Source organism: Streptomyces sp. NBC_00370 (assembly GCF_036084755.1).
GTDB lineage: Bacteria > Actinomycetota > Actinomycetes > Streptomycetales > Streptomycetaceae > Streptomyces.
The window spans coordinates 289,360-310,272 of record NZ_CP107968.1; the positions used below are offsets into that span (position 1 = coordinate 289,360).

Below are 20,913 nucleotides of genomic sequence, written 5' to 3' on the forward strand. Positions count from 1 at the left end.
AAACAGGTCTACCACCCGTGCGTACCCGGCGTCTGTCCCCATGGCCGGGGACAGACGGGCCCCCGGCTTCAGGGCGAAGGTGTGAACCGGCCCCACTCGCAGGCCTGTTCGCCGCCACGGCGGACGGAGGGACGGGAGCCGAGGGCGTACCCCATCACTTCAGGAGGATGTTCATGGGCAGGTTCACCAAGCGCGTCGGCAGCTTCGACTCGCCGCACTCGGTCGAAGACACGTTGCAGATCCTCTTCAGCGGCGTGGCCGAGCAACTCAGCATCCCTTCGCCGACCGTGTCGGAACCCGGGGTAGAGGCAGGCGTCCACCTGAGCCGCCTCGACAGCAGCGGCTTGACAGTAATCGCGGGCAACAAGATCGACACGTACTTCATGTTCTACGTCGACCTCACGCCCACCACCGGCGGCTGCACCGGTGAGGCGTACTTCGACCGGCGGATGGGAGCGATTACCCGCTGGATGGGCAACGCCATGGGCCTGACGGGAGGCCTGTCGCTGGCGTTCCAGCGGTCCAGCGTGCGCACGCGCGGCTGGACCATTGCCTGACACCGCAGGAGGAAGAGCGATGAGCGAGACGAAGTGCAGGTGCGGTCAGCAGCTGGAGCGGTGCTGTTCGAGGGGGTGCGGCCGCTGCACCTCGGGGCTCCGGTGCCCCCGGCACGGCAAGGACTGGACCGTCACGACCGGCGGCGGCCTGTTCAGCGCGGGCCGTTCGGGCAGCGGCGCCAAGTGCCGCAAGGACCAAGTCGCCGTCGTCAACTGCCCCTACTGCCGCGGGCAGCAGGGCAAAACCTGCAACACCTGCGGCGGTACCGGTCAGACGTGCCCGAACCACGGGCGCTTCTGGACCTGAGCAGAAACACATCCAGCCTGACACGACGCGGTGCGGCACCATCCGGGCCGCACCGCTGAGCGCCGTCTGAGCCAGGAGGCCAGTTGGCAATCTGAGACGCCCAGTAAGGCCGACGTGCTCGACCATCTCCTGACCGTCGAGGCCGTCGGCGACACCCGTGAACCTTTTTTGGGCCTGCGGGTAACAACGGGGTGGACAACTCGCCTCCGAGCGAGCCGCTGACCGGATGGAGTGACCGGCGTGAGCAATGCAGAGACCACCTTCAGCAGTGACAGCCTCCTCGTAGCGGTGGAGGTGCTCGGGAGCGTGCGCGACCGCTCCGACGGCGCCGACCCGCTCAGCGCCACGGCGAACGACTTCGATTGGGGTGTCGTGGCGCTGAGCCCGCGGACCGGGGCGCCTCACCGCGTCTGAGAGCAGGCTTCGCAGGACCACAACGGGGCCGCGCAGCCGGGGGGTTGCGCGGCCCCGGCACGAGGCCGACACCGTTCGCACGCCAGGAGGAGCAGTGGAGCACAGACTCGTCACCGGTATCGAGGAAGCGCTGAAATGGGACGGTCCACGGCACCTCGGCGCCGGGTTCGCCCGGGGCGGACTCGGTGACCCGGTGCTGACACCGCGCCTGCTGACCCCCACCCGGCTCCTGGACCTCGCGATGCGGCGGAGCCTGGCGAGTCCGCGGATACGCTGCTTCCGGGACGGCCAGGAGCTGCACCCCAGCGCGTACCTGACACCGGAAACGGGCGGCGCCGACCAGACCGTCGGCCTGGTGAACACGCACCGCCTCGGCAGCCTTCTGCGTGAGGGGGTGACGATGGTGCTGGACCGCGCCAACGTCTTCGACCCCACACTGGAAGTGGCCTGCCGGGCGCTGCAGTGGTGGTCGGGCGAGAGCGTCAACATCAACACCTACCTCACCACGAACGGCGCCGACGGCTTCGGCCTCCACTGGGACGCGCACGACGTCCTCGCCATCCAACTGTCGGGCCAGAAGGACTGGGAGGTGCGGGGTCCGTCGCGCGCGGCGCCGCTCCACCGCGATGCGGCGGACAACGACGAAGCCGGCGAGGAGGTCCTGTGGACCGGCACCATGAATCCGGGCGACGTCATGCACATCCCCCGCGGCTACTGGCACAAGGCCGGTCGCAGCGGCCGCAGTTCGGGGCACAGCCTGCACATGACGGTCGGGTTCGGCGTGCGCAGCGGGGCGTCCTGGCTGGCCTGGCTCGCCGACTGGTCCCGCGAGGACGAACTCTTCCGCCGCGACCTGGACCTCGCACCGGGATCGGAGCAGCACCGGGAGCTCGTCGAGAAGGCCGTTCGGCTTGTGGGTTCCCGTGCTCCCGCCGACTTCCTGGCGGCGCGCCAGCAGGAGGCGGCCCCGGCCCGGCACGTCCCCTTCCTGGAGACCTTCGGGCGACTCGAATCCGTCGTCTGCGTCAGCGAGTTCCGTCCCCGGCTGCGTGATCTGGGCGGTACGGCCGAGGTGTTCTCGTCCGGCAAGAAGCTCACGTTCAAGGCCGCCGCCCTGCCGGCCCTGCGCCTCCTGCTCAGCGGCCGACCGGTGCGTCTGGACCAGGCGGCGGCCGTGGTGGGAGACCACGTCCACGCACTGGCCGAGACACTGGTGGCGCACGAGTGGTGCGCACCCCTCATACCCGAGCTGTCCTCGGGCTACGCCGGCCTCGTACCGGACGCGACCGCCTGACCGCCGGAGTCCGGGACCGCGGGGGCCGGTGCGGGTACGGCTGTGCGCCGCGCACCGGCCCCTGCGTCTGTCCTTGCTGCCCTTAGCGCGCCTGCGCCTGCGCCTGCGCCGCAGGATGATGCCAACCGGGCAATTTTGGTTCCACCATGGGCGGCAGGCCGTTGTCGCCGTGGTCCGCCTACGGTGTCCGTCTCTGTGCCGCTGTTTCAGTCCTGGCAGGTCAGCTGGGTCAGACCCCAGTCCGCGTGGTCGGAGTTCTTGCCGTCGCCGCCGTCTCCGGCGGAGAGGGTGAGCGTGTGCACCTCGGTGACGTCGACGGTCAGGTCGACCGCGCTGTCGCCGCCCTTCAGTACTCCGGTGGCGGCGAGTTGCCGGCCGTTGTCACCAAGGACGGTGAACGTGACACTCCCCTGCCCTGCCGTCTCGTCGTCGACGCCGACATGGGCCTCAAGACGGGTGCAGCGGCCCTGGAGGTCGATCTGCACCTGTCCCGGCGCGTTCATGCCGAGGCCCTTGGCGTACACGGTCCCGCCTATCGTCAGCGGCTTCCCGTCCTGCCCGCCGGCCTCGCCGTTGGACTGGTCCCGCTCCACCGGCCCGTAGCCGTTGGTCTCGGTGAGGAACGGCTGATCACTGGCGTAGACCGTGCCGTGCAACGGGACGGAGACCCGTACGACGTCTTCGACGTGAACCGGCGGGGCCTTTCCCCCGGCCGGGTTGGCGTAGGTGACCACGACAGGCACGTCGACCTCGCCGCCGGGCTGGTCCTTGCCGACCGTCACGGTCCAGTGGCCGCTGAGCGCCTTGCCCGCGCGCAGCGAGGCGGCGGTGACGTCGCGGCGGTGGCCTTCCAGCCGACCGGGAGCCGGTCGCGGTCCAGCGTCATACGCACCTGCCGCAGTGCGGAGCCCTTCGGGAGGACGAACGTCGCGTCGACGCCGGCGGAAGCTCCTGGGCTGACAGTCGTGGTCGCAGGGTCGAGGGTCAGGGAGGTGTCGGGCGCGGTGACGACGGGCTGATCGCAGCTGGTGCGGCCCTTGGCGGCGGGGCAGGCAAGCGCTACGAAACCGCCGTCTGCGGCCGCGGGGACCGAGACGACACTCTTGTCGGTCACCGTACTGACGGTACGCCGCAGTTGGCCGTCACTGTCGCCGATGGTCTCCAGGAGCCACGTGCCCTTGCCGAGGAAGGTGAGTGGCGCCTTCATCGTGTCGCTCGCGCCTGCCAGGATGCCGCCGACGAACCAGCGGTCCCCGTTGCGGCGGGCGATGACTGCCTGCCGGTCACCGACGGGCTGTTGGCCGGGTCCTCCCGAGACGAGATGCGTCTCGTCCCAGGTGGTGGGGAGTTGTTCGAGGTAGCGCTCGGCCACCGGCTGCGCGGCGAACCCCTCTGGATTGTCGCCCAGGCTGGTCCAGCCGGACTCGTAGACCACGGGCAGCGCCAGTTCGTGCGCCAGGGAGTCCTTGCGGCCCGGTCGGGAGAACCATGTCGGGGTGTAGTCCATCGAACCGACGATGTTGCGGGTGAAGGCGAGGAAGATGTCGCGGGTCGGGCTCTGGCCGTTCTCCTCCCCGCGAACCGCCTCGACGCTCATCACCTGCGGCCACGTACGCTGCAGACCACGAGGGATCGTGGCGCCATGGAAGTCGATCATGAGCTTCTGCTGAGCGGTGTCGCGCAGGATCGCGTCGTACCACTGGAAGGTCGACTGGGAGTCGGAGTCCATGTAGTCGACCTTGACCCCCGCGACACCCCACCCCTTGATCTTCGCGAACCAACTGTCGCGCTGCTCCTGTGTCTTGAGGTCGGTCCAGGCGAACCACAGGATCACGTCGACGCCTTTGGCCCGCGCGTAGCGGACCAGCTGCGGGACCCAGCTCGCCTGCCATCCGGCGTCCACGAGCGTGTACTGCAGCCCGTGTTCGGCCGCGTAGTCGACGAAGTCCTTCTGCCGGTCGAAGTCACCGGGGCTCGACCCTTCGCTCAGCCAGGACCAGTCGTCGACGCCCGGCCGGATCCACGAGGTGTCCTTGACCTTCGCGGGCGGCGCGAGGTCGTCCACGAGTGTGGAGCCGACCAGCGTGTCCAGGCTCCCCACGATCGCGGTACGCCACGGCGTCGCGAGCGGCCCCTGGGAGGTCACGGGGGTGTCGTCCGCCAGTGCGACCGAGTAGCCGGAGCCGCCCGCCACGTGGTCGAGATGGCTGCCGGAATACCGGCCGTCGACGTCCGCCTCCGTCAGGAGCACGTAGGTGCTCCCCACCTCGAACAGCGTCGGGAAGCCGAACGAACAGGTGTCACCGCCGCATTGCTGCGGCTGCGCCTCGTTGGCCGCGCCCGCGGTGGTCTCGGTCCGCTCGGTCTCGTAGCTGTTCGAGTACGGCTGGACCCAGGCCTTGGCGTCCGTCGGAAGCTCGAACGTCGAGGCCTCACCCGTCACCGTCACCGGCCCCTGGTCATCCAGCAGGTAGCGGTAGGCGACGCCGTCGTCAGACACGCGTACCACCACGCCCAGCCGCGCGCCGTCGGCGCCGCGGAAGGTGAACGTGGCCTCCCGCATCGTGGCCGAACGCCGCAGTTGCTTGCCTGTGGTGGTGTTGTAGGACTCGTGGACCGTGCGCTCACTCGTCTTGACCAGCCGCAGCCCGGTCGTCAGATCGTGCTGGTCGGTACGGATTCCGAGCCGGCCCGGCAGCAGCGCCGGTACCTTGTCGCGGTCCACCGCGAGGTGCAGTTCGCCCGCGGGGTCGAGGTCGAGTTCCGCGTTGAGCGCCGAATCGCCTGGCCCGTTCACCGTCCAGGATCTCGCGGGGGTCTGCACGGCGGTGGACGGTGCGGCGGCTGCCACAACCACCATGCTGCCCAGCAGCCCCGACAGCGCCACGCCGGTCACCGCCCGCCAGAGTCCTTCTCGTCTGCCTCGCATGTGTGTCCCTCGTCTTGAACCGCCGAACGCCGCGCGAGCCGAACGCCGTTCAGCGTCCATCACAGCTTCGACAGTCACCAGTTGAACAACAGCAAACTTTTTCGAATGTTTTCCATCGCATATCACCGGACTCCAACATCACAGTCAAGAGTCCGGACCGATTTCGCTGCGGTTTCCCGCGCCGTCGAAGCCCGCCCACTCAGACGTTCTCCGACGACGTTCGCGGGCGTGGGCCCCACCTCACGTACACGGTGAGGCCAACGGCGGCGAGCACTGCCGCAACCACGGCTGCCGGTGAACTGTCAGATGCCTGTGTCTGCCAGGTCAGTGCTTCACCCGCGGTACCTGTGCCCGGATACGCCGTCGCGCCGAGCGTCCACCCGAGCGGCAGGAACCACGCCCTGGCGCTGCCGGTCGCGGCCGCCGCGAGGGCGGTCAGGCCCAGCAGACCGGCCGTGTCGCGGACGACGGATCCGAACGGTCCGAACCGCGTGGCGGTGAGCAGCGTGGCCGGCAGGACCATGAGCATGCATCCCAAGGCCGCGGCCAGGTGCGATGTCCGCAGCAACCCCCACGGCCTCGCCGCTGTGCGGTCCAGCGTGTCGTCGGGACCGCCGAGGGTCGAGGTGACAGCGGCCACGAGGAGCAGCACGGTCAGGGCGAGTACGGTGCTGCTCACCTCGCCCGCGTCGCTGAAGACCGCCGCCGGCAGCCATGCCAGGGCGGTCGCCGAGACCACCGCGCCGAGCGCCGTCGGCACCCGGCGCGAGCGGACGTAGAGCATGATGCCTCTCATCGGGCACTTCGGGTCAGGAGGCCGCTGGTGTCCTGGCACTTCTGAGCGGCCCGGTGGACGGCGGCAACCCTGCCGCCTGCCTCGGCCGGGGGCAGGGCCTTCAGCCCCTTCCAGAGCGTGACGGTCTCCGGTTCGTCGAAGTCGAAGCCGTTAAGACCGGCGACCGGCTCCCGGTCGAGCAGCCAAAAGGCGGCAGCGCTGGCGAGATCGATGTCCCGGGTCTCCGCGCAGCTGATCGGGGTGGCGAACACCTCGGTGAGCATCCTCGGCAGGAACTGGCCCGGGTCGGCGAGATGGCCGTGCTTGTCGAGCGTGATGTCCATCAGCGCGGTGCCGGCCTGCGGCCCCGGCGAGGTGGGAGGAAAGATGGTGCTCGTGTCCTCGTGTGCCGCGACGATGCCCGTCGCCGGCAGGAGTCGCAACGCCTGCCGGGCCTTGGGCACCACCTCGGGCAGCACACCTTCGTGCGCCCGGCTGACGCAGACACGCGGAGTGTCCGTGGTGCACACCAGTTCCTGGGCGACCGGGTCGAGGGTCTGCCGGTCGTAGGCAGCGCCGGTCGGCGCGACCAGGGCCGTGACTGTCGCGCCGATCGCCAGCGGCACCAGTGCGGCGAACGCGAGCCTACGGTTCCGGACGGCGAAAAGCATGACGCCGGCCACCGCGACTGCGGCCATCCACAGAGCCTGGGCACCGCTGACTCCGCCTCCGACGGTGTCGTAGTCGCTGAACCGGCTCATCCCCATGCTCGGCGAAAACGCGACCACGAACCCCTGGTCCGGAAGGAGATGGGGCGCGAGGACCTGCAGTATGTAGCCGACCACGGCCAACGCGGGTGCGGTGGCGAGCGCCGGCACCAGCCGTCCGACGGCCAGCCCGACCCAGACCGAGGCGATCATCGTGATCAGCCCGACGGCCGTGACGGCGAGCGCGGCCGGCGGCAGATAATGTGCCGTGCCGGCGATCCGTGGGGCCGCCGCCAGGAGCGTGACCAAGTACGCGACGAGGACCGTCAGCCCGGTCGCGGCCAGGATCGGCACGATCCGCCGAGATCGCGGGCGCGGCGCGCTGGCGAACAACTCGGCGACGTTCGCCCGGTGTTCGCGATAGGACTGCCACGCACCGGCGGCCATCGCGAGGGGCGACATCACCGCGAGGTATTCGCGCTGAGTCATGACCAGCGCCATCCACCCGGTGGCCCATCGCCCCGTGGTGGCCTGGAGCACGATCGTGCCGCCGACGGCGATCAGCAGCGCCGCGCCGAGAGCTACCGACCGCCGGAGCTCGATGCCGAGGATACGGATCATGCGTTGCTCCTGTGCTGACGCAGAAGCGCGGAGTACCCGCGCTCCGCCGGACTGTCGCCCGCTTCGTCCTGCCCGCCGAGGGCAATCAGGTCGTCGGGGGTGCCCTGGAAGAGTCGTCGGCCGTCGCTCATGACGATGACGTCGGTGCACGCGGCGACGACGTCCTCGACGAGGTGGGTGGAGACCAGCACACAGCTGTCGGAGCCGAGGTCACGCAGCAAGTCGCGGAAGTCGAGCCGCTGTTCGGGGTCGAGTCCGACGGTGGGCTCGTCAAGCAGCAGCAACTCGGGGTCGTTCACGACGGCCTGGGCGATGCCGACCCGGCGCAGCATGCCGCCGGACAGGGCCTTCATCCTGGTCTCGGCCTTGCCGGTGAGCCCCACCCGCTCGATCGCGCGTTGTACGGCGTCGGGTACCGCGGCTTTGGGCATCTCCTTGAGCCAGGCCATGTACGCGACGAACTCGCGGACGGTGAAACGTGGGTAGAAGCCGAACTGCTGCGGCAGATAACCCAGTCCGCGACGCACCTGCCGCAGGTCGGCGCGGCCGTCGACCTGCGCGCCGAGCAGCGTCAACGAGCCGCCGGCTGGTTTGACGACGGTGGACAGCGCGCGTATCAGCGTCGTCTTTCCGGCACCGTTCGGGCCGAGCAGACCGTGAACTCCGGTCTTCAGTGCCAGGTCGAGGCCATCGACGGCCAAGTGCCGGCCGGCCCGGACCCGCAGCTCACGCGCGTGGACCCGCCAGGGATGAAGAGTGGGGGCTGTTTCGGCAGCGCTCACCAGTCGCATGGTGTTTTCTCCTGCTCGGGGATCTAGTTGCCGCTGGTCAGGCGGCGGAAGCGAGTGCCGGCGAGGGGGACGGTCACGGCGAGGGCAACGACGGCCGCCCCCCAGGCGGCGTTGCTGCCCGGCCGCAGCACCGGGGACAGCGATCCGGTCGCGACGCTCGGCAGCAGGACCGACAGGCACCAGGCCACCGCGAGTCCGACAGCCGCGCGCCGGACGCCGATAAAGGCGCCGAGCGCGAGGGTGGCCGCAGTGAACGCCAGGCACGGCAGCAGGACAAGGCCCAGTGAGGTTCCGGTGCTCACCCCCGCCACCAGCAACGCCGGAAGTACGACGACGAGCACCGCGAGCGTGCGCCGCAACACCATGGCCAGGCCGGCCGCGGGCGTGGTCGCGATCAGTTCCCAGACCGGGTCGGTCCGTCGGCTCCAGGCCACCGCGACGCCGGGCAGCGGAGCCACCGGAGCCAGCAGCAACACGAGCGACGGCAGGCCCGGTTCAGCGAAGTCGAGGAGTACGCCGCAGCCCAGCACCGCGACCGTCATCGCGAGCCAGGGCAGCAACGTCCGGACAAACAGGCGTCGGTGAGCAGCCCCGGCACGTGTGCGGCGCGGAGCCGGCAGCGGGCTCGTACTGATCGCCTGGTCGAGCGAGAGAGCGACCCGGTCGAGCAACTCCGCCGTGGCGGGAGTGACTTCTCGGGCCAGGCACTCACGGCACCGCGCGCACGCGTCGAGATGGATCTCGACCGACCAGAGCGCGGCGTCGTCGAGTCCGCGCCCGCCCTGCGCGTAACAGGCCAGAACCATGGCAGTGGGATGAGTCATGAGAGCGTCTCCCGCAACGCGATCCGGGCCCGCCGCGCGCGGGTCTTCACCGTGCCCTCCGGCACGCCGAGCAGCACCGCCGTCTGCCGGACCGACAGATCGTCGAGCACCATCGCCTGCAACACCTGCCGCAACTCCGGTGGCAGCCGCAGCAACGCCTGCTCAAGGTTCTGGTCGACGCGGTTCGCCAGCACCTCGTCCTCGGCGGCCGGCACGGTCCGCTCGACCAGGTCAACAGCAGGCAGCCGCTCCTGCCTGGCGCGCTTGCGGAACGCGTCGACGAGACGGTTCGCGGCGATCGTCCAGAGCCAGCCGACCGCGCTGCCCCCGGTCAGGGAACCCGCGTAACTACCGGCCGCCCGCCAGAGCGCCAGGTAGGTCTCCTGGAGTACGTCGGCGACGACGTCCTCGTCAGCACACCGGCGGCGGAGCCGCACCGCCAGCCAGGGCGAGGTACGCCGGTACAACTCGTCGAACGCGGCGCGGTCGCCGCCGGCGACGCGGCGCACGAGCTCTGCCTCGTCGAGGTCTGCTATGCCTTTCACACCCAGCAAGACGTCCCGACGGCCGCATCAGGTTCTCGGCCGCTCCGGCGCTCACCGCGAGCACGGCGCTCCGCGTGGTTGGGGATGAAGCTTTACGGCTGCGCCCCGACCTTGCTCGCCGTGACCGGTACGAGCGGTCCTCCGGCGCCGGCCATTTTGCCGGCGACCACGACATCGACACATATGTCGAACTCATCCTCACCGAGAGCGGCGCCCCTCAACGGATGAGAAAACAAGTTGGCCGGCTGCCGGCGAGCTGCGAGGATGCGTCTGTTTCGGCAGGCGGAGGACATTTGTTCGTTTTCGTGTGTGCGGGATGCGGCGCCGAGTTGACGGCCCCGCTGTCCCAGGTCTCACTGCCGGTTCACGCCCGTCAGAAGTACGGGAACGGGACCCAGCTGCCGGTGCTCATGCAGTCAGGCACGTTTGCCGTGGACCCGGACCCCTGGGGAGGGCCGTGGCGGATGTGGGACGAGATCGAGCCGGGCGAGGCAGACGCACGCGGCATCTACGCGCCGGACTATGCGCTGTCCGACAGCACACCCGGGGCGAGTGTCATCGCGCCCGGTGATATCCGTGGGACCCGGCTGATTCCCGAGAAGCGCGGCGGTGCCTGCTGCGGCCTCGACGGGGCCGACGGGCCCAACATGGCCTGCGAGGCATGCAACCTCCCCGTGGCGACAAGGGTCGACGACTGTTCGCTCTGGCAGACGGTACGGCTCAGCTCGGACGCCGTGCGACGCGTCCCCGTTGACGGTATCCACGCCGCGCCGCTCTCCTGGGCGGAGCTGGCAGAGAAGGGTGAGAAAACGCCCCCGTTCGAGCCGATTGCCACGTGGGGAGGACGGTTGGGCTCGAACCACTACTGGTCGTGGAGTCCGCAGTGGGAGGCGGCAGCCGGCCACGCGCTCGCACACCTCCTGGTTGCCTCCCAAGGGCAGCCGGTGAAGGTCCCGGGCGGTCTGACCACGGACGTCTTCCAACGCGCACTCGACGCCCTGCTGCCGCCAAGCCTCCCGAAGCGGCGCGCCGTCCTGGCTGGACCGGGACAGCCCTCCCCGGACGCGGGCGTCGGCATCCTCCTCGTACCGGTCCATCCCCAGACGGGCCAGACCTGGACCCCCGCCAGCCCGATCGCGCCGGCATACCTGGTACCCCTGCCGTTGGGTGTGTGGCTGTGGCTGGTCTCTCCCCAGCCGTACGTGCCGGTTCCCGCGTCGGGCCGCATACCCCAAGACGTCCTCCGCGACGACCCGCTCCCGCTGCTCCCCAACCACCTTTTCCGGACCGACCGGGGAACGTTCCAGCACACCTTGGTCCGGCTACCGGCCGTGCGCAGCCCGTGGCTGCGCACCATCCTCCAGAACCTCATGGAGGGCACCTCGGCCGACCTCTTCTAACCGGCCGGCAATGGTCACGGCGCCCACGCTGCCGGGTGAGAACCAGATCGCCGTCTCTCAGGACGACGACGGCAACGGCGACGTCCGAGACCTCGTGATGGTCGCCCGCGCGAACGGCAACGCCGCGAAGGCCACAAGCTCGGACGGCGGGCGCACTTGGGGTCCGTTCAAAGAAGACCCGGCCCTGCCGAGCCACAACATCGCCGAGGACTTCTTCACGGTATTGAACGACCCAGCCCAGCCCGACGGTGCGGACTGGGACACGTACCCGATGGCGGACGAGTACGCACCAGGCAAGTTCTACGTCGTCTGGGAAGCCGACACCATGCACATCATGGTGGGCAAGCTCGACGTCTCGGGCACCGCCAAGTGACCGCCCACTCCCCGTGGACGAGAAGGCGAACAGCCTTTTGAACCGGTGCAGCTAGCGAGGCGCGCTCGACCACCCGGCGCACCTCGCCCGGTCCGGAACCATGGGCGACATCCTGTCGCCTGTGGTCGGGCCGGAGACGGATACGTGAGGCAGCGCGGGCCCCTACCGAGAGTTCGGTAGGGGCCCGCCGTGCAGACGGTTGCAGAGGGCCGGGACCCGTCCCTGACGAAGCGGTGTGCCGCCGGTATCAGTTACTGTCTGCTGCCGTCCGACGGTCCGGCGTCACAGCAGGTGCCGTGTGAAGAACTGGGCCGCGGCGTCCCCCGCGAACTGCGGGACGCCGGTGTGACCGCCCATATTGGCGTGCAGGGACTTCTCCTCGGAACCGAAGGCGTCAAACAGGTCCAGGGCTGCCTGCCGGTCGTTACCCTCGTCGTCCCACTGCAGCAGGACATGCAGCGGAATGGTGACCTGCCGGGCTTCCTCGAACATCACGCGGGGCACAAGGCTCCCCGCGAACAGACCGGCGGCCACGATGCGCGGCTCGACCACCGCCAGCCGGACGCCGATGGAGATCACTCCCCCCGAGTACCCGACCGGACCGCCGATCTCCGGCAGCGACAGGAAGACGTCCAACGCGGCCTGCCATTCCGGGACCGCCTTGTCGACCAGCGGGAGGACGAGAGCGTCGACAATCTCGTCGCCGACCGGCCCGCCGGCCTGCATCGCCCGGCGCAGGTCGGCGCGGGCCTGGTCGAGGGCGGGCCAACGGGGCCGGTCCCCGCTCCCGGGGAGCTCGATGGTGGCCGTGGCGAAGCCCGCCGCCGCGGAGTGCCGGGCCCGGGCCACCAGCCGGGGATACATCTTGCGCAGCCCGAGCGCGGGGTGGCCGAGCAGGATCAGTGGGACCGGAGCGGAAGCGGAAGCGGATGAGGGCATCCACAGAATGCCGGGGATCTCGCCGAGGGTGAATTCGCGTTCGAGGACGCCGTCGTCGAGGCGTCGCTCGGAAGTGACATGCATGGTCGAGCCTTTCGGGAGTGCGCTGCAACGGCGCTCCCGGACGACCTGTCTATCGCCCGACCGCGACCCCGGAGGGGAGCACCCATGTCGATACTGCGTTCACGGGTACCACCTCCTCGATCTCTCGCACGGCCTCCGCAAAAGGTAGCAGTGGTCGGCCCATCAGCATGGGCCATTTTCTGTTCCGGCGATCTCAGAACGGGAAAGATGGCTGTCCCGCCATGGAACGGGAGGCGCGACAGCGTGGACGTTTACGAAGCAGTGGAAAGTCGCCGGGCGATACGGGCGTTCAGCGACGAGCCGGTACGCAAGGAGATACTCGAACGCGTGCTGACCGCGGCGGCGCGGGCTCCGTCGAGCGGGAACCTCCAGCCGTGGCATGTGTACGTGGTGACCGGCGAGCCCCTGGCCGAACTGAAACGGCGCGCGACGGCCAGAGCGCGGGCAGGTGACCCGGGAGACGAGCGGGAGTATCCGATGTACCCGGCCGAGCTGACGTCGCCGTATCTGGACCGCTTCTCCGCAGCGGCGGCCCAGCGGTACCAGACGCTGGGGATCGCGCGGGACGACCCCGACAGGCCCGAGAAGATCGCTGTCCTGAACTCCGAGGCGTTCGGGGCTCCGGCCGTGCTGTTCAGCTACGTCGACCGGACGATGGGACCCGGGCAGTGGGCGGACGCGGGGATGCACCTGCAGACGGTCATGCTCCTGCTCAGGGCGGAAGGGGTGCACAGCTGCCCGCAGGTGATGTGGACGATGTACCGCGAGACGGTCAGCCGGCTGGTCGGCGCCGATGACGGGCTCGTACTCGTCTGCGGTGTCGCGGTCGGATACGAGAACGACGGCGCGCCCCGGCTGCGAACCGGGCGGGCGGACCTGACCGAGACGGTGAGTTTCGTCGGAGCGTGACGATCAGGCGGCGGACCGCCGGCGACGGACGGCGCAAAACGGCGCGTGGCTCCTGGCGGGGCTGCGCACTGTCGTCGCGCCGTTCTGTTCGCTCCGGGGCGGGTCGACGCGTCCCTGCGACTGGTCGCCGCATGCGCTCGGTACGCGGTGCGGAGCGCAGGTCCGTACGCCAGTACGCGGCTACGTATTCGGCTCGGCGCACGCCTCGGCCAGGAGCGTGGCGATCTCGGTGACGAGTCCGGCGAGGGGGTCGTGGGTGAGTTCCGTCATCCGGAGCCGGCCGTTGACGGTGACGACGCCGAGGAGGTGTTCGCCGCGCAGCTGAGTCAGCTGGGCGGGGCCCCAGAGCGCAGCGAGGATGCCCGTACCGGATGCGTGGGGCTGTGCCACGCCGAGGTTGGTGATCTGGATGTCGGCGGCGGTAGCGGCGGCCATCATCGCCTCGACACCTTCGGGGCTGTCCGGCGCCTGCTCCGCGAGGACAGCTGACCCTTCGGCGATGGCCTGCGGGGTGCGCTGGGCGGACAGTGCCCGGTGATGGCTGCGGGCCAGCGACCACAGGTCGTCGCCGTCGCGGCCGTCGCTGGCCGTCTTGGCACCGGCGAAGCGTACGACGGTCTCGGCAGGGCGGCCGACCGCCCGCCGCAGGTCCATCGGGCTCAGGACGCGTACGAACTCCCGTCCCCTGCGGTGGAACGCCAGCGAGGCGGCGGCGCACAGCGCCGCGTGCACCGACGACTGCTCGCCGCGGGCGCGGGCGACCAGCCGGGAGGTGAGTCCGCTGTCCAGGGCGAGGGACGTCAGATGCGGCGTACGGCCGGTGAACGGCAACAGCTCCCCGGTCGCGCCCATGCGCGCGTCAGCCTCCGGCGGCGCGGCGGCGCCGCCGTCCGGCGCGGCGCGGCCAGCCGCCGTCGCTGACTGCTGCGTACCGGGATCCGCCTGCGCGTCGGCCCGCGTCACACCCTGGCGGGCAAGCAACTCCTCCTGCGGCTGGGGGACATCGCCGGCCGCGAGCGTCGCGCCGTCCAGGACGGAGACCAGGTCGAGCAAGGCTTGCAGGCCGCCGACCCCGTCGGAGATCTGGTGGGCGAAGGTGAGCACGACGGTACTGCCGGCCTCGGCGGGCACCAGAACGGCCCGCACGAGCGGCCCCGGCTCCGGCGGGATGGGCCTGGTCTGCTCGTCGGCCACGACGGCCTGCCACGGCGTACCGGCCGGCCGCTCCTCGACCGGGACCGCACGGTCCGTCTTACGGAAGGCCGCCGCCGGGGTGGCCGAGTCCGTGACGGCGACGGCCAGCAGCGGATGCCGCTGCTGGAGTTGCTTCAGCGCCGCCCCCAAGGTCTGCGCCGTGACAGGCGTGGTGACTTCGGCGACCAGGGAGAACTGCGTCGGGTTGCGGTGCATGTAGTAGTCGACGACGTGTTCGTTGGCGCCCAGGGGGCGGAGGATCGTCTCTTTGCTGTCTTCCGTCGTGGTGGTCATCGGATACATCTGCACGCGGGAGCGAACGCCAAACACCGTGTTCAGGGGGAGGGCGCGAGCTCCGGGCTTCGTCGTGCCGTCGCGGCTCAGCTGAAAAGGTGCACCCCGGGATAGCGCGCCGACGGCATGTCGAACAAGCCCCGGTCGGGCCTCCCGCGGAGATGGCGGTCGAAGAACGCCGCCAGATAGGCCCGTTGGGCCGCGATCGAGGCACGCGGAGAGATCGTCCCCACGTTGCTCTCGACGGTCTGTACGGAAAGCCCCAGCGGCTTCGCGAGCTGCGGGACAATGCTCTGGACGTCCGTGTAAGAGGCGTGCGCGGCCCCTTCCAGGCGGAAGCCACGGTGCCAGCCGGTGCTGCGCCGCCACAGCGAGGCCCAGGCGGGCTCGGTGTCGAGGTCGTCGGTGTCGCTGCCGGCCAGCAGGAACGGGCGGTCAAGGCCGTGCGCGGCAACGGGGGACAGATTTCCCGGATCAGCGTCGTCCGTGACGTAGGCGAGGACGCCGTCGAGGTTCACGCCGGCCCGGATCCGACTGTCCTCGTACATCGTCTCAAGGGCGGTGAAGCCCCCGGCGGAGTGTCCGAACATCCCGACCTGGTGCGGGTCGGCCGCGCCACCGACCGCGCGGCGCAGCAGCGCGGGCATCCGGTCCAGTACGAAGCGGGTGTCCGCGACGCGGACGGCCGTGACCTTCTCCAGCAGAGCGATGACCTTCACCGGATCCTGTCCCGTCGCGGCGAACTCCGCTGGTATGACAGTGGTGGCGACCCGGCCGCCGGGGAACTCCACGGCGGTCGCCTCGTAGGTGTGGTCGACGGTGACCACCACGTACCCGCGCGAGGCGAGGTCGTCGCACAGCGTGCTGTTGAGGGAGCGGGGGTCGAGCACTCCCGGCGAGTACAGGACCACGGGGAACGGGCCGCCCTGCCGCGCCACCGGTGCCTCCTGCCGCGCGTGGGTGCGGGTGGCGGCCCAGTCGACGGCGTCGCCGGGCACGCCGGAGAGGTTGTTGGCGGCGGCGAAACCGGCCGCCTCGCCGGGCAGGAACTGCGGCGCGGCGGGCATCCCGGCCGTTCGGGCGGCGGGGTAGCGGACGCTCACCATCAGCTCCCGGTACGGGGGCGCCGTGACCCAGGGGTCGCTGCGGGTCTCGTCGACGAGACGGTACGCCGAAGCGCCGACCGGCCACGGTCCGCTCGGCCGGGGCAGGTTGAACCGCGCGGCCCCCGAACCGGCTGAGGCAGTGGACGCGGAAGCGGAAGCGGACGCGGCGGAGACGGAGAGGGCTCCGGCACCCGCAGCGAGTGCGGACAGCAGGGTGGTACGGCGACTGAGCATGGACAGACATCCCCTTTTCGGCGGTCGGCGGTACGCGATACCGAAAAGGACGCCGTCCTCCCCCGCATCACCTGACGCACGGCGCTGCACCGCCCGGAAGCTCAGGATCGCGACCGGGGAAGACGCCGTGGTCCGGCGGGGCGATGCGGCTCCCCCGCCGGACTCCGAGACACCGGCTTCGGATGCGGATCAGTTCAGCGCGGGCGGGGCCGCGTCCTTGGACGTGCCCCAGGAGGACGGTGCCTCCCCCAGTTTGAAGGACAGGTCGGAGATCTTGCGCAGGCTTTCGGTGGTCAGATACGTGGTTTTCAGGTCGTTGCCGTCGGTGCCGGCCGACTGGATGTACCGGTTGGTGTCCGAGGTTCCGGGTGCCCGGACGGTGAGTTTGCCCTTCGGGTAGTAGCGCCTGTCGAGGGTGAGGTCGACACGTGTGAAGACGGGAGTGGAGAGGCCCCATGTGTCGGTGCCGGGCTGGATCGGGAAGATGCCGATGGAGGAGAGCACGTTCCACGCGGACATGGTTCCGAGGTCGTCGTTGCCGGTCATACCCGTCGGCGCGTCGGTGAACAGCGTCAGTGCCGCGTGCACCACGTCGGTGGTCTTCGAGGGCTGGCCGGTCGACAGATAGGTGTACGGGGCGATGAGATCGGGCTCGTTCTGCGGGTTGTACTTGTCCGCGTTGTAGTAGTCGTACGGGCCGTTGACCCACACCTCGCGCGCGGTCTTCCCGGGATCCTGCAGCAACTGGTCGTACGCGAAGAAGGAATCGAGCCGGCTGTTCGCCGCGTCCGTGCCGCCGATCAGGCCGAAGAGGCCCGGCAGGTCCTGCGGGACCATCCACTGGTACTGCCAGGACGTGCCCTCGTGGAATCCTTCGCTCTCGGCCGGATCGGCAGGTCCGGTGAACGCTCCGGCGGCGTCCCGGGCGCGGAAGAAGCCCGTCGAACTGTCGAAGATCTTCCGGTAGTTCTGTGCCCGCTCGGTGTAGCGCTTCGCGTCGTCCCGGTGACCGAGGTCCTTGGCCATCTGCCCGAGCATCGCGTCCGAGAGGGCGTACTCCAGGGTCGCGGAAGCGCCGTGGTCGTAGTCCGAGTCACCCGGTTTGACGTGCTCGCGCCCTGCGATGTACGGGGCGAACCCGTCGGCGAGGTACTCCTTGTTGGCTTCCCGGCCCACGGCGGGTGAATCCGCGGGCGGCACACCGTCCGCGTTCTTCTTCAGGGCGCGGTACGCCTCCTCCTCATGGCCCTTCAGCAGACCCTGCTGGTAGGCGTTGGTGAGGAAGGGGGTGACCGGGTCGCCGGTCATGATGTTCGTCTCGACCGTGCCGTAGCCCCACTTGGGGAGCCAGCCGCTGTCCTTGTCGATCTGGATCGTCGACAAGGCGATGTCCCGGGTCTCGCGTGGCGCGAGCAGGGACAGGAGCTGCGTCTGAGTGCGGTAGGTGTCCCACAGCGAGAGGTTCTGGTAGTACGTGAAGCCCCTGGCCCGATGGATGTTCTGGTCCCAGCCGGTGTAACGCCCGTCCACGTCGTTGCCTACGTTCGGCGCGAGGAACGACCGGTACAGCGATGAGTAGAATGTGCGGCGCTGCGTGTCGCTGCCGCCCTGCGCCTTGACGTCACCGAGCCGCTTCTCCCAGGTGGACTGCGCGGCCTTGTGCACGTTGTCGAAGGTACGTCCGCCTTCGGCCGCCAGGTTCAGGGCAGCCCCCTTGGCGTCGACGTATGACAAGGCCGTCGTCGCCTCTACGGTGCGGTCCTTGCTGGTGTCGAATCGGACGTAGGCGCCGTTGCCGCCGGTGGTGGCGGACGACGTCTTCGATCCGGCGGTGACGGTCGTGTCCTTCCACGTACCGGAGGACGTGAAGGGCCGGTCGAAGCGGGTGACGGTGTAGACCGTGTACGGGACGGTGTCCTGGCAGAAGCCGCTGCCGGTGATCGCGGTGCGCACGGTCCTGGAGTTCAGGATCTCCACCTTGGTGGAGACCGTCTTGTGCAGCGACTGCCCGGCGTTCAGCAGGACGTTGGCCTTGGTGGTGGCCGGGAAGGTGTAGCGCTGCACCCCTGTACGACTGGTCGCCGTCAACTCGGCCTTGATTCCGCTGTCGAGCCCGGCCGCGTAGTATCCCGGCCCGGCCTTCTCGTCGTCGTGGCTGAACGTCGCGGCATACTTCGCGTTGTCCGTCTCCGTGACATCGCCGGTCGTCGGCAGCACCGGAAGATCGCCGCCGAGGCCACAGCCGACTCCGGAGAGGTGGACCATGGAGAAGCCGCGGATCTGGTTCTGGGTGTAGTCGTAACCGGTGTTGTGCCCGGTGTCCGGCGAGAGTTGCACCATCCCGAACGGGACCGCCGCTCCCGGATAGGTGTTGCCGTCGTTCTGGGTGCCGATGAACGAGTTGACCAGATCGGTGAGGCGGCCGGCATGCGGCACATCCGCCTGGGCGACGGGCGACAGAAACGCCCCGCCGAACAGCGCCGCGACGGCCAATGCCCCTGCGGTGCGCAGGCGCGAGCGTCGACTCCATCTCATCATGGGGGACCTCCAGTAGGCAGAAAACCGACAACACCATTGACAACGTTGTCATCATGTCGAAGGCAGTTCGGTAAATCTCAGGTCGTGGCGGCGGCAGAGACCCCGCCATCGGCCGGGATGTCCAGCCTCAGGGCGTGCTGGGACGTCACCTCGCGGCTCTCCCCCACCAGCCCGTCCGGGCCGTCCCCGACCACGTCCACGGCGTACGTGCCGTCCCCCCAGGAACGTGAGCGGCACCTCTTCGGTACGGGCGCCGCCCGCCATGACACTGCCCATAAGGCTCCTTCGGGTTCCAGAAGGGAACAGCAACTTCGAACATTTCCAAACGATTTCACACGCACTCGCGTCAGTTCGCAAGGGCCATGACAACCCCAGTCTCGATCCGCCGATACGTCCGAGATACCTCGGAGCAGTCGCTGCGGTTCAACCCGCGACCGCAGCGCGAACGGCCGGTGGTTCGCCGAGCGGGCCGGCTGGAGTGACCGGTCGTCACACCCTCTCCCACCACGGGGCTCACGACACGGCGTCACGTCGGCGGGAGATCTCGTCGACCGGAGCAACCCCCTTATAGGTCCGACCAGTTGCACGGGCCATTGACGTGGCCACGACGGCTGGCTAGCTTCGAAGTGCATTCGCCAGGTACCAATGAAGTGTGCGTCCGGCGTCTGGAGAGTTTCGAGAGCTTCTCGCGAATCCCGCCAGAACGGGTCATGACCGCATACGTCAAGGGCTCGACAACGTTGTCATGTACGGCACAGTTCTGCATGCCCGGCCGGATCAGACGTGCGTCAATGCCACTGGCCACGGGTGCCAGGGTCGAGGGTGACGGCACCACTGAGCCGTGACCACCGACGTCAGCGACCGACCAGCGTCATTGCCCAGAGGGCCCGTTGTCCTGCCCGCGCCGCCACGACGCCGGCACCGGCCCTCCGCCGAGCACGTTCCCCCCACAAGTCCCGAGTCGCCGCGGCCTGACCGCGGATGGAGAGTGACGATGAACTTCCCCCGCAAAGTACTGGGTGCGTCCGTTGCCTTGTGCGGCCTGGTGTTCAGTACAGCTCCCTTGTCGCAGGCAGCCGACGCGCAGGCAGAGAGCAGGAGCACGGCCGCTGCGGCGGGCCTGATGACCATGTACGACAACGACACCGGGCTGTTCGACGGCGGCGGCTGGTGGACGTCCGCCAACGCCCTCACCGCCCTCATCAACAACATGCAGGTCACCGGAGACACGACGTACGAGAGCGCCATCGCGCAGACCTACGACAAGAACGTGGACGCGCAAGGAGGCGACTTCACCAACGAGTTTCTCGACGATACCGGTTGGTGGGGGCTGGCTTGGGTCGCCGCGTACGACCAGACCGGCGACAGCCGCTATCTCGACACGGCACGCGCCGACGCCGATCACATGGCCGGCTACTGGACGGACAAGTGCGGCGGTGGAGTCCAGTGGAAGGAGGACGAGGCCTACAAGAACGCCGTGACCAACGAGCTGTACCTCAAACTCACCGCCGCGCTGCACAACCGCATCCCCGGTGACACCACATACCTGAACAGCGCCCAGGACGAGTGGAACTGGTTCAAGGGCAGCGGAATGATCAACGGCTCCAACCTGATCAACGACGGGCTCGGGGACGACTGCAAGAACAACGGCCAGCCCACCTACACCTACAACCAAGGTGTCGTGCTCGGAGGACTGAGCGAGCTGAACAAGGCGACCGGCGACAACGGTCTCCTGGACAGCGCGCGAACGCTGGCGGACGCGTCCACCACAGCGGCCGGCCTCAACCCCGACGGCATCCTGCGAGAAAACAACGAGGGTGGATGCGAGGGCGACGGTGCTTCGTTCAAGGGCGCATACGTACGCGGGCTGGGGGCGTTGAACGGAGGGCTCGACGATCACCCGTACACCGCCTACTTGGACCGTCAGGCAGACGCGGCCTACACCAAGGACCGCGCTGACGGTGACATCTACGGGTCGCACTGGAACGGGCCGCTGACGGAGTCCAACCACAGTTGCCAGCACAGTGCCCTCGACCTGCTCAATGCCGCCACACAGAAATAACCGCCGAAGCGTCAAC

The 20,913-nt window shown here is 69.3% G+C and carries 19 protein-coding genes and 1 pseudogene; 8 read left to right on the plus strand and 12 right to left on the minus strand.

Features of this window, described 5'->3' with window-relative positions:
* The first annotated feature begins 173 nt into the window (after positions 1–173).
* The 4 genes from OHS57_RS01295 (at position 174) to OHS57_RS01310 (ending at position 2,572) form a co-directional block, all read left to right on the plus strand.
* Positions 174–557: a hypothetical protein gene (locus tag OHS57_RS01295; RefSeq protein ID WP_328580640.1), complete on the plus strand. Its 384-nt coding sequence runs from the start codon at positions 174–176 to the stop codon at positions 555–557.
* Positions 558–576: 19 nt separating this feature from the next.
* A complete protein-coding gene (locus OHS57_RS01300) occupies positions 577–864 on the plus strand; it encodes a hypothetical protein (RefSeq protein WP_328580641.1) in 288 nt (95 codons plus the stop codon).
* A 240-nt stretch (positions 865–1,104) separates the two neighbouring features.
* Complete coding sequence (locus OHS57_RS01305; protein WP_157874494.1) at positions 1,105–1,278, plus strand: hypothetical protein; 174 nt, start codon at positions 1,105–1,107, stop codon at positions 1,276–1,278.
* Positions 1,279–1,372: 94 nt separating this feature from the next.
* Positions 1,373–2,572, plus strand: coding sequence for a JmjC domain-containing protein (locus OHS57_RS01310; protein WP_041999731.1), 1,200 nt, complete (start codon positions 1,373–1,375; stop codon positions 2,570–2,572).
* A 206-nt stretch (positions 2,573–2,778) separates the two neighbouring features.
* Here the strand turns inward: OHS57_RS01310 and OHS57_RS01315 are convergent, their stop codons facing one another.
* The 7 genes from OHS57_RS01315 to OHS57_RS01345 form a co-directional block, all read right to left on the minus strand.
* Positions 2,779–3,354 (minus strand): NPCBM/NEW2 domain-containing protein, encoded by a 576-nt coding sequence (locus OHS57_RS01315; RefSeq protein WP_328580642.1) that lies wholly within the window; start codon positions 3,352–3,354, stop codon positions 2,779–2,781.
* Positions 3,351–5,501, minus strand: a complete 2,151-nt coding sequence (locus tag OHS57_RS01320) for a glycoside hydrolase family 97 protein (protein WP_328580643.1) — start codon at positions 5,499–5,501, stop codon at positions 3,351–3,353. The genes OHS57_RS01315 and OHS57_RS01320 overlap by 4 nt, the downstream gene beginning before the upstream one ends.
* 199 nt (positions 5,502–5,700) lie before the next feature.
* A complete protein-coding gene (locus OHS57_RS01325; protein ID WP_198533490.1) occupies positions 5,701–6,285 on the minus strand; it encodes a hypothetical protein in 585 nt (194 codons plus the stop codon).
* Positions 6,286–6,293: 8 nt separating this feature from the next.
* On the minus strand, positions 6,294–7,604 hold the full coding sequence (locus OHS57_RS01330; RefSeq protein ID WP_328580644.1) for a hypothetical protein: 1,311 nt from the start codon (positions 7,602–7,604) through the stop codon (positions 6,294–6,296).
* Positions 7,601–8,395, minus strand: coding sequence for an ATP-binding cassette domain-containing protein (locus tag OHS57_RS01335; RefSeq protein WP_041999719.1), 795 nt, complete (start codon positions 8,393–8,395; stop codon positions 7,601–7,603). Before OHS57_RS01335 ends, OHS57_RS01330 begins: the two co-directional genes overlap by 4 nt.
* A gap of 23 nt (positions 8,396–8,418) precedes the next feature.
* Positions 8,419–9,219, minus strand: a complete 801-nt coding sequence (locus OHS57_RS01340) for a hypothetical protein (protein WP_328580645.1) — start codon at positions 9,217–9,219, stop codon at positions 8,419–8,421.
* Positions 9,216–9,755: an RNA polymerase sigma factor gene (locus OHS57_RS01345; protein ID WP_443043040.1), complete on the minus strand. Its 540-nt coding sequence runs from the start codon at positions 9,753–9,755 to the stop codon at positions 9,216–9,218. The genes OHS57_RS01340 and OHS57_RS01345 overlap by 4 nt, the downstream gene beginning before the upstream one ends.
* 302 nt (positions 9,756–10,057) lie before the next feature.
* On the opposite strand from OHS57_RS01345, the gene OHS57_RS01350 reads away from it, so the two are divergent.
* A complete protein-coding gene (locus OHS57_RS01350) occupies positions 10,058–11,164 on the plus strand; it encodes a hypothetical protein (protein ID WP_328580646.1) in 1,107 nt (368 codons plus the stop codon).
* Positions 11,165–11,174: 10 nt separating this feature from the next.
* Complete coding sequence (locus tag OHS57_RS01355; protein ID WP_328580647.1) at positions 11,175–11,537, plus strand: sialidase family protein; 363 nt, start codon at positions 11,175–11,177, stop codon at positions 11,535–11,537.
* Positions 11,538–11,819: 282 nt separating this feature from the next.
* Here OHS57_RS01355 and OHS57_RS01360 read toward each other — a convergent pair whose 3' ends face one another.
* On the minus strand, positions 11,820–12,560 hold the full coding sequence (locus OHS57_RS01360) for an alpha/beta hydrolase (RefSeq protein WP_328580648.1): 741 nt from the start codon (positions 12,558–12,560) through the stop codon (positions 11,820–11,822).
* Positions 12,561–12,803: 243 nt separating this feature from the next.
* Between OHS57_RS01360 and OHS57_RS01365 the strand changes: the two genes are divergently transcribed.
* Positions 12,804–13,469 carry a nitroreductase gene (locus OHS57_RS01365; RefSeq protein WP_328580649.1) on the plus strand — a complete coding sequence of 222 codons (666 nt, stop codon included), beginning with the start codon at positions 12,804–12,806 and terminating at the stop codon, positions 13,467–13,469.
* 180 nt (positions 13,470–13,649) lie between these two features.
* On the opposite strand, the gene OHS57_RS01370 is transcribed toward OHS57_RS01365, so the two are convergent.
* The 4 genes from OHS57_RS01370 to OHS57_RS01385 all read right to left on the minus strand — a co-directional run bounded on the left by OHS57_RS01370 (position 13,650) and on the right by OHS57_RS01385 (position 19,104).
* Positions 13,650–14,957, minus strand: coding sequence for a phthiocerol/phthiodiolone dimycocerosyl transferase family protein (locus tag OHS57_RS01370; RefSeq protein WP_328580650.1), 1,308 nt, complete (start codon positions 14,955–14,957; stop codon positions 13,650–13,652).
* Positions 14,958–15,043: 86 nt separating this feature from the next.
* Positions 15,044–16,297, minus strand: coding sequence for an alpha/beta hydrolase family protein (locus OHS57_RS01375; protein ID WP_328580651.1), 1,254 nt, complete (start codon positions 16,295–16,297; stop codon positions 15,044–15,046).
* Positions 16,298–16,486: 189 nt separating this feature from the next.
* Positions 16,487–18,832 (minus strand): GH92 family glycosyl hydrolase, encoded by a 2,346-nt coding sequence (locus OHS57_RS01380; protein WP_328584984.1) that lies wholly within the window; start codon positions 18,830–18,832, stop codon positions 16,487–16,489.
* An 80-nt stretch (positions 18,833–18,912) separates the two neighbouring features.
* Positions 18,913–19,104, minus strand: a complete 192-nt coding sequence (locus OHS57_RS01385) for a hypothetical protein (protein ID WP_328580652.1) — start codon at positions 19,102–19,104, stop codon at positions 18,913–18,915.
* A 695-nt stretch (positions 19,105–19,799) separates the two neighbouring features.
* Between OHS57_RS01385 and OHS57_RS01390 the strand changes: the two are divergent.
* Positions 19,800–20,897: pseudogene (locus tag OHS57_RS01390) on the plus strand (glycoside hydrolase family 76 protein); the annotation flags it as partial.
* Positions 20,898–20,913 lie beyond the last annotated feature (16 nt).

Bases quoted from the DNA above. Each gene is read 5' to 3' on its own strand.
- OHS57_RS01330 (WP_328580644.1), bottom strand. From the start codon at position 7,604: ATGATCCGTATCCTCGGCATCGAGCTCCGGCGGTCGGTAGCTCTCGGC.
- OHS57_RS01320 (WP_328580643.1), bottom strand. From the start codon at position 5,501: ATGCGAGGCAGACGAGAAGGACTCTGGCGGGCGGTGACCGGCGTGGCG.
- OHS57_RS01380 (WP_328584984.1), bottom strand. From the start codon at position 18,832: ATGAGATGGAGTCGACGCTCGCGCCTGCGCACCGCAGGGGCATTGGCC.
- OHS57_RS01360 (WP_328580648.1), bottom strand. From the start codon at position 12,560: ATGCATGTCACTTCCGAGCGACGCCTCGACGACGGCGTCCTCGAACGC.
- OHS57_RS01295 (WP_328580640.1), top strand. From the start codon at position 174: ATGGGCAGGTTCACCAAGCGCGTCGGCAGCTTCGACTCGCCGCACTCG.
- OHS57_RS01300 (WP_328580641.1), top strand. From the start codon at position 577: ATGAGCGAGACGAAGTGCAGGTGCGGTCAGCAGCTGGAGCGGTGCTGT.
- OHS57_RS01375 (WP_328580651.1), bottom strand. From the start codon at position 16,297: ATGCTCAGTCGCCGTACCACCCTGCTGTCCGCACTCGCTGCGGGTGCC.
- OHS57_RS01355 (WP_328580647.1), top strand. From the start codon at position 11,175: ATGGTCACGGCGCCCACGCTGCCGGGTGAGAACCAGATCGCCGTCTCT.
- OHS57_RS01325 (WP_198533490.1), bottom strand. From the start codon at position 6,285: ATGCTCTACGTCCGCTCGCGCCGGGTGCCGACGGCGCTCGGCGCGGTG.
- OHS57_RS01335 (WP_041999719.1), bottom strand. From the start codon at position 8,395: ATGCGACTGGTGAGCGCTGCCGAAACAGCCCCCACTCTTCATCCCTGG.
- OHS57_RS01370 (WP_328580650.1), bottom strand. From the start codon at position 14,957: ATGACCACCACGACGGAAGACAGCAAAGAGACGATCCTCCGCCCCCTG.
- OHS57_RS01340 (WP_328580645.1), bottom strand. From the start codon at position 9,219: ATGACTCATCCCACTGCCATGGTTCTGGCCTGTTACGCGCAGGGCGGG.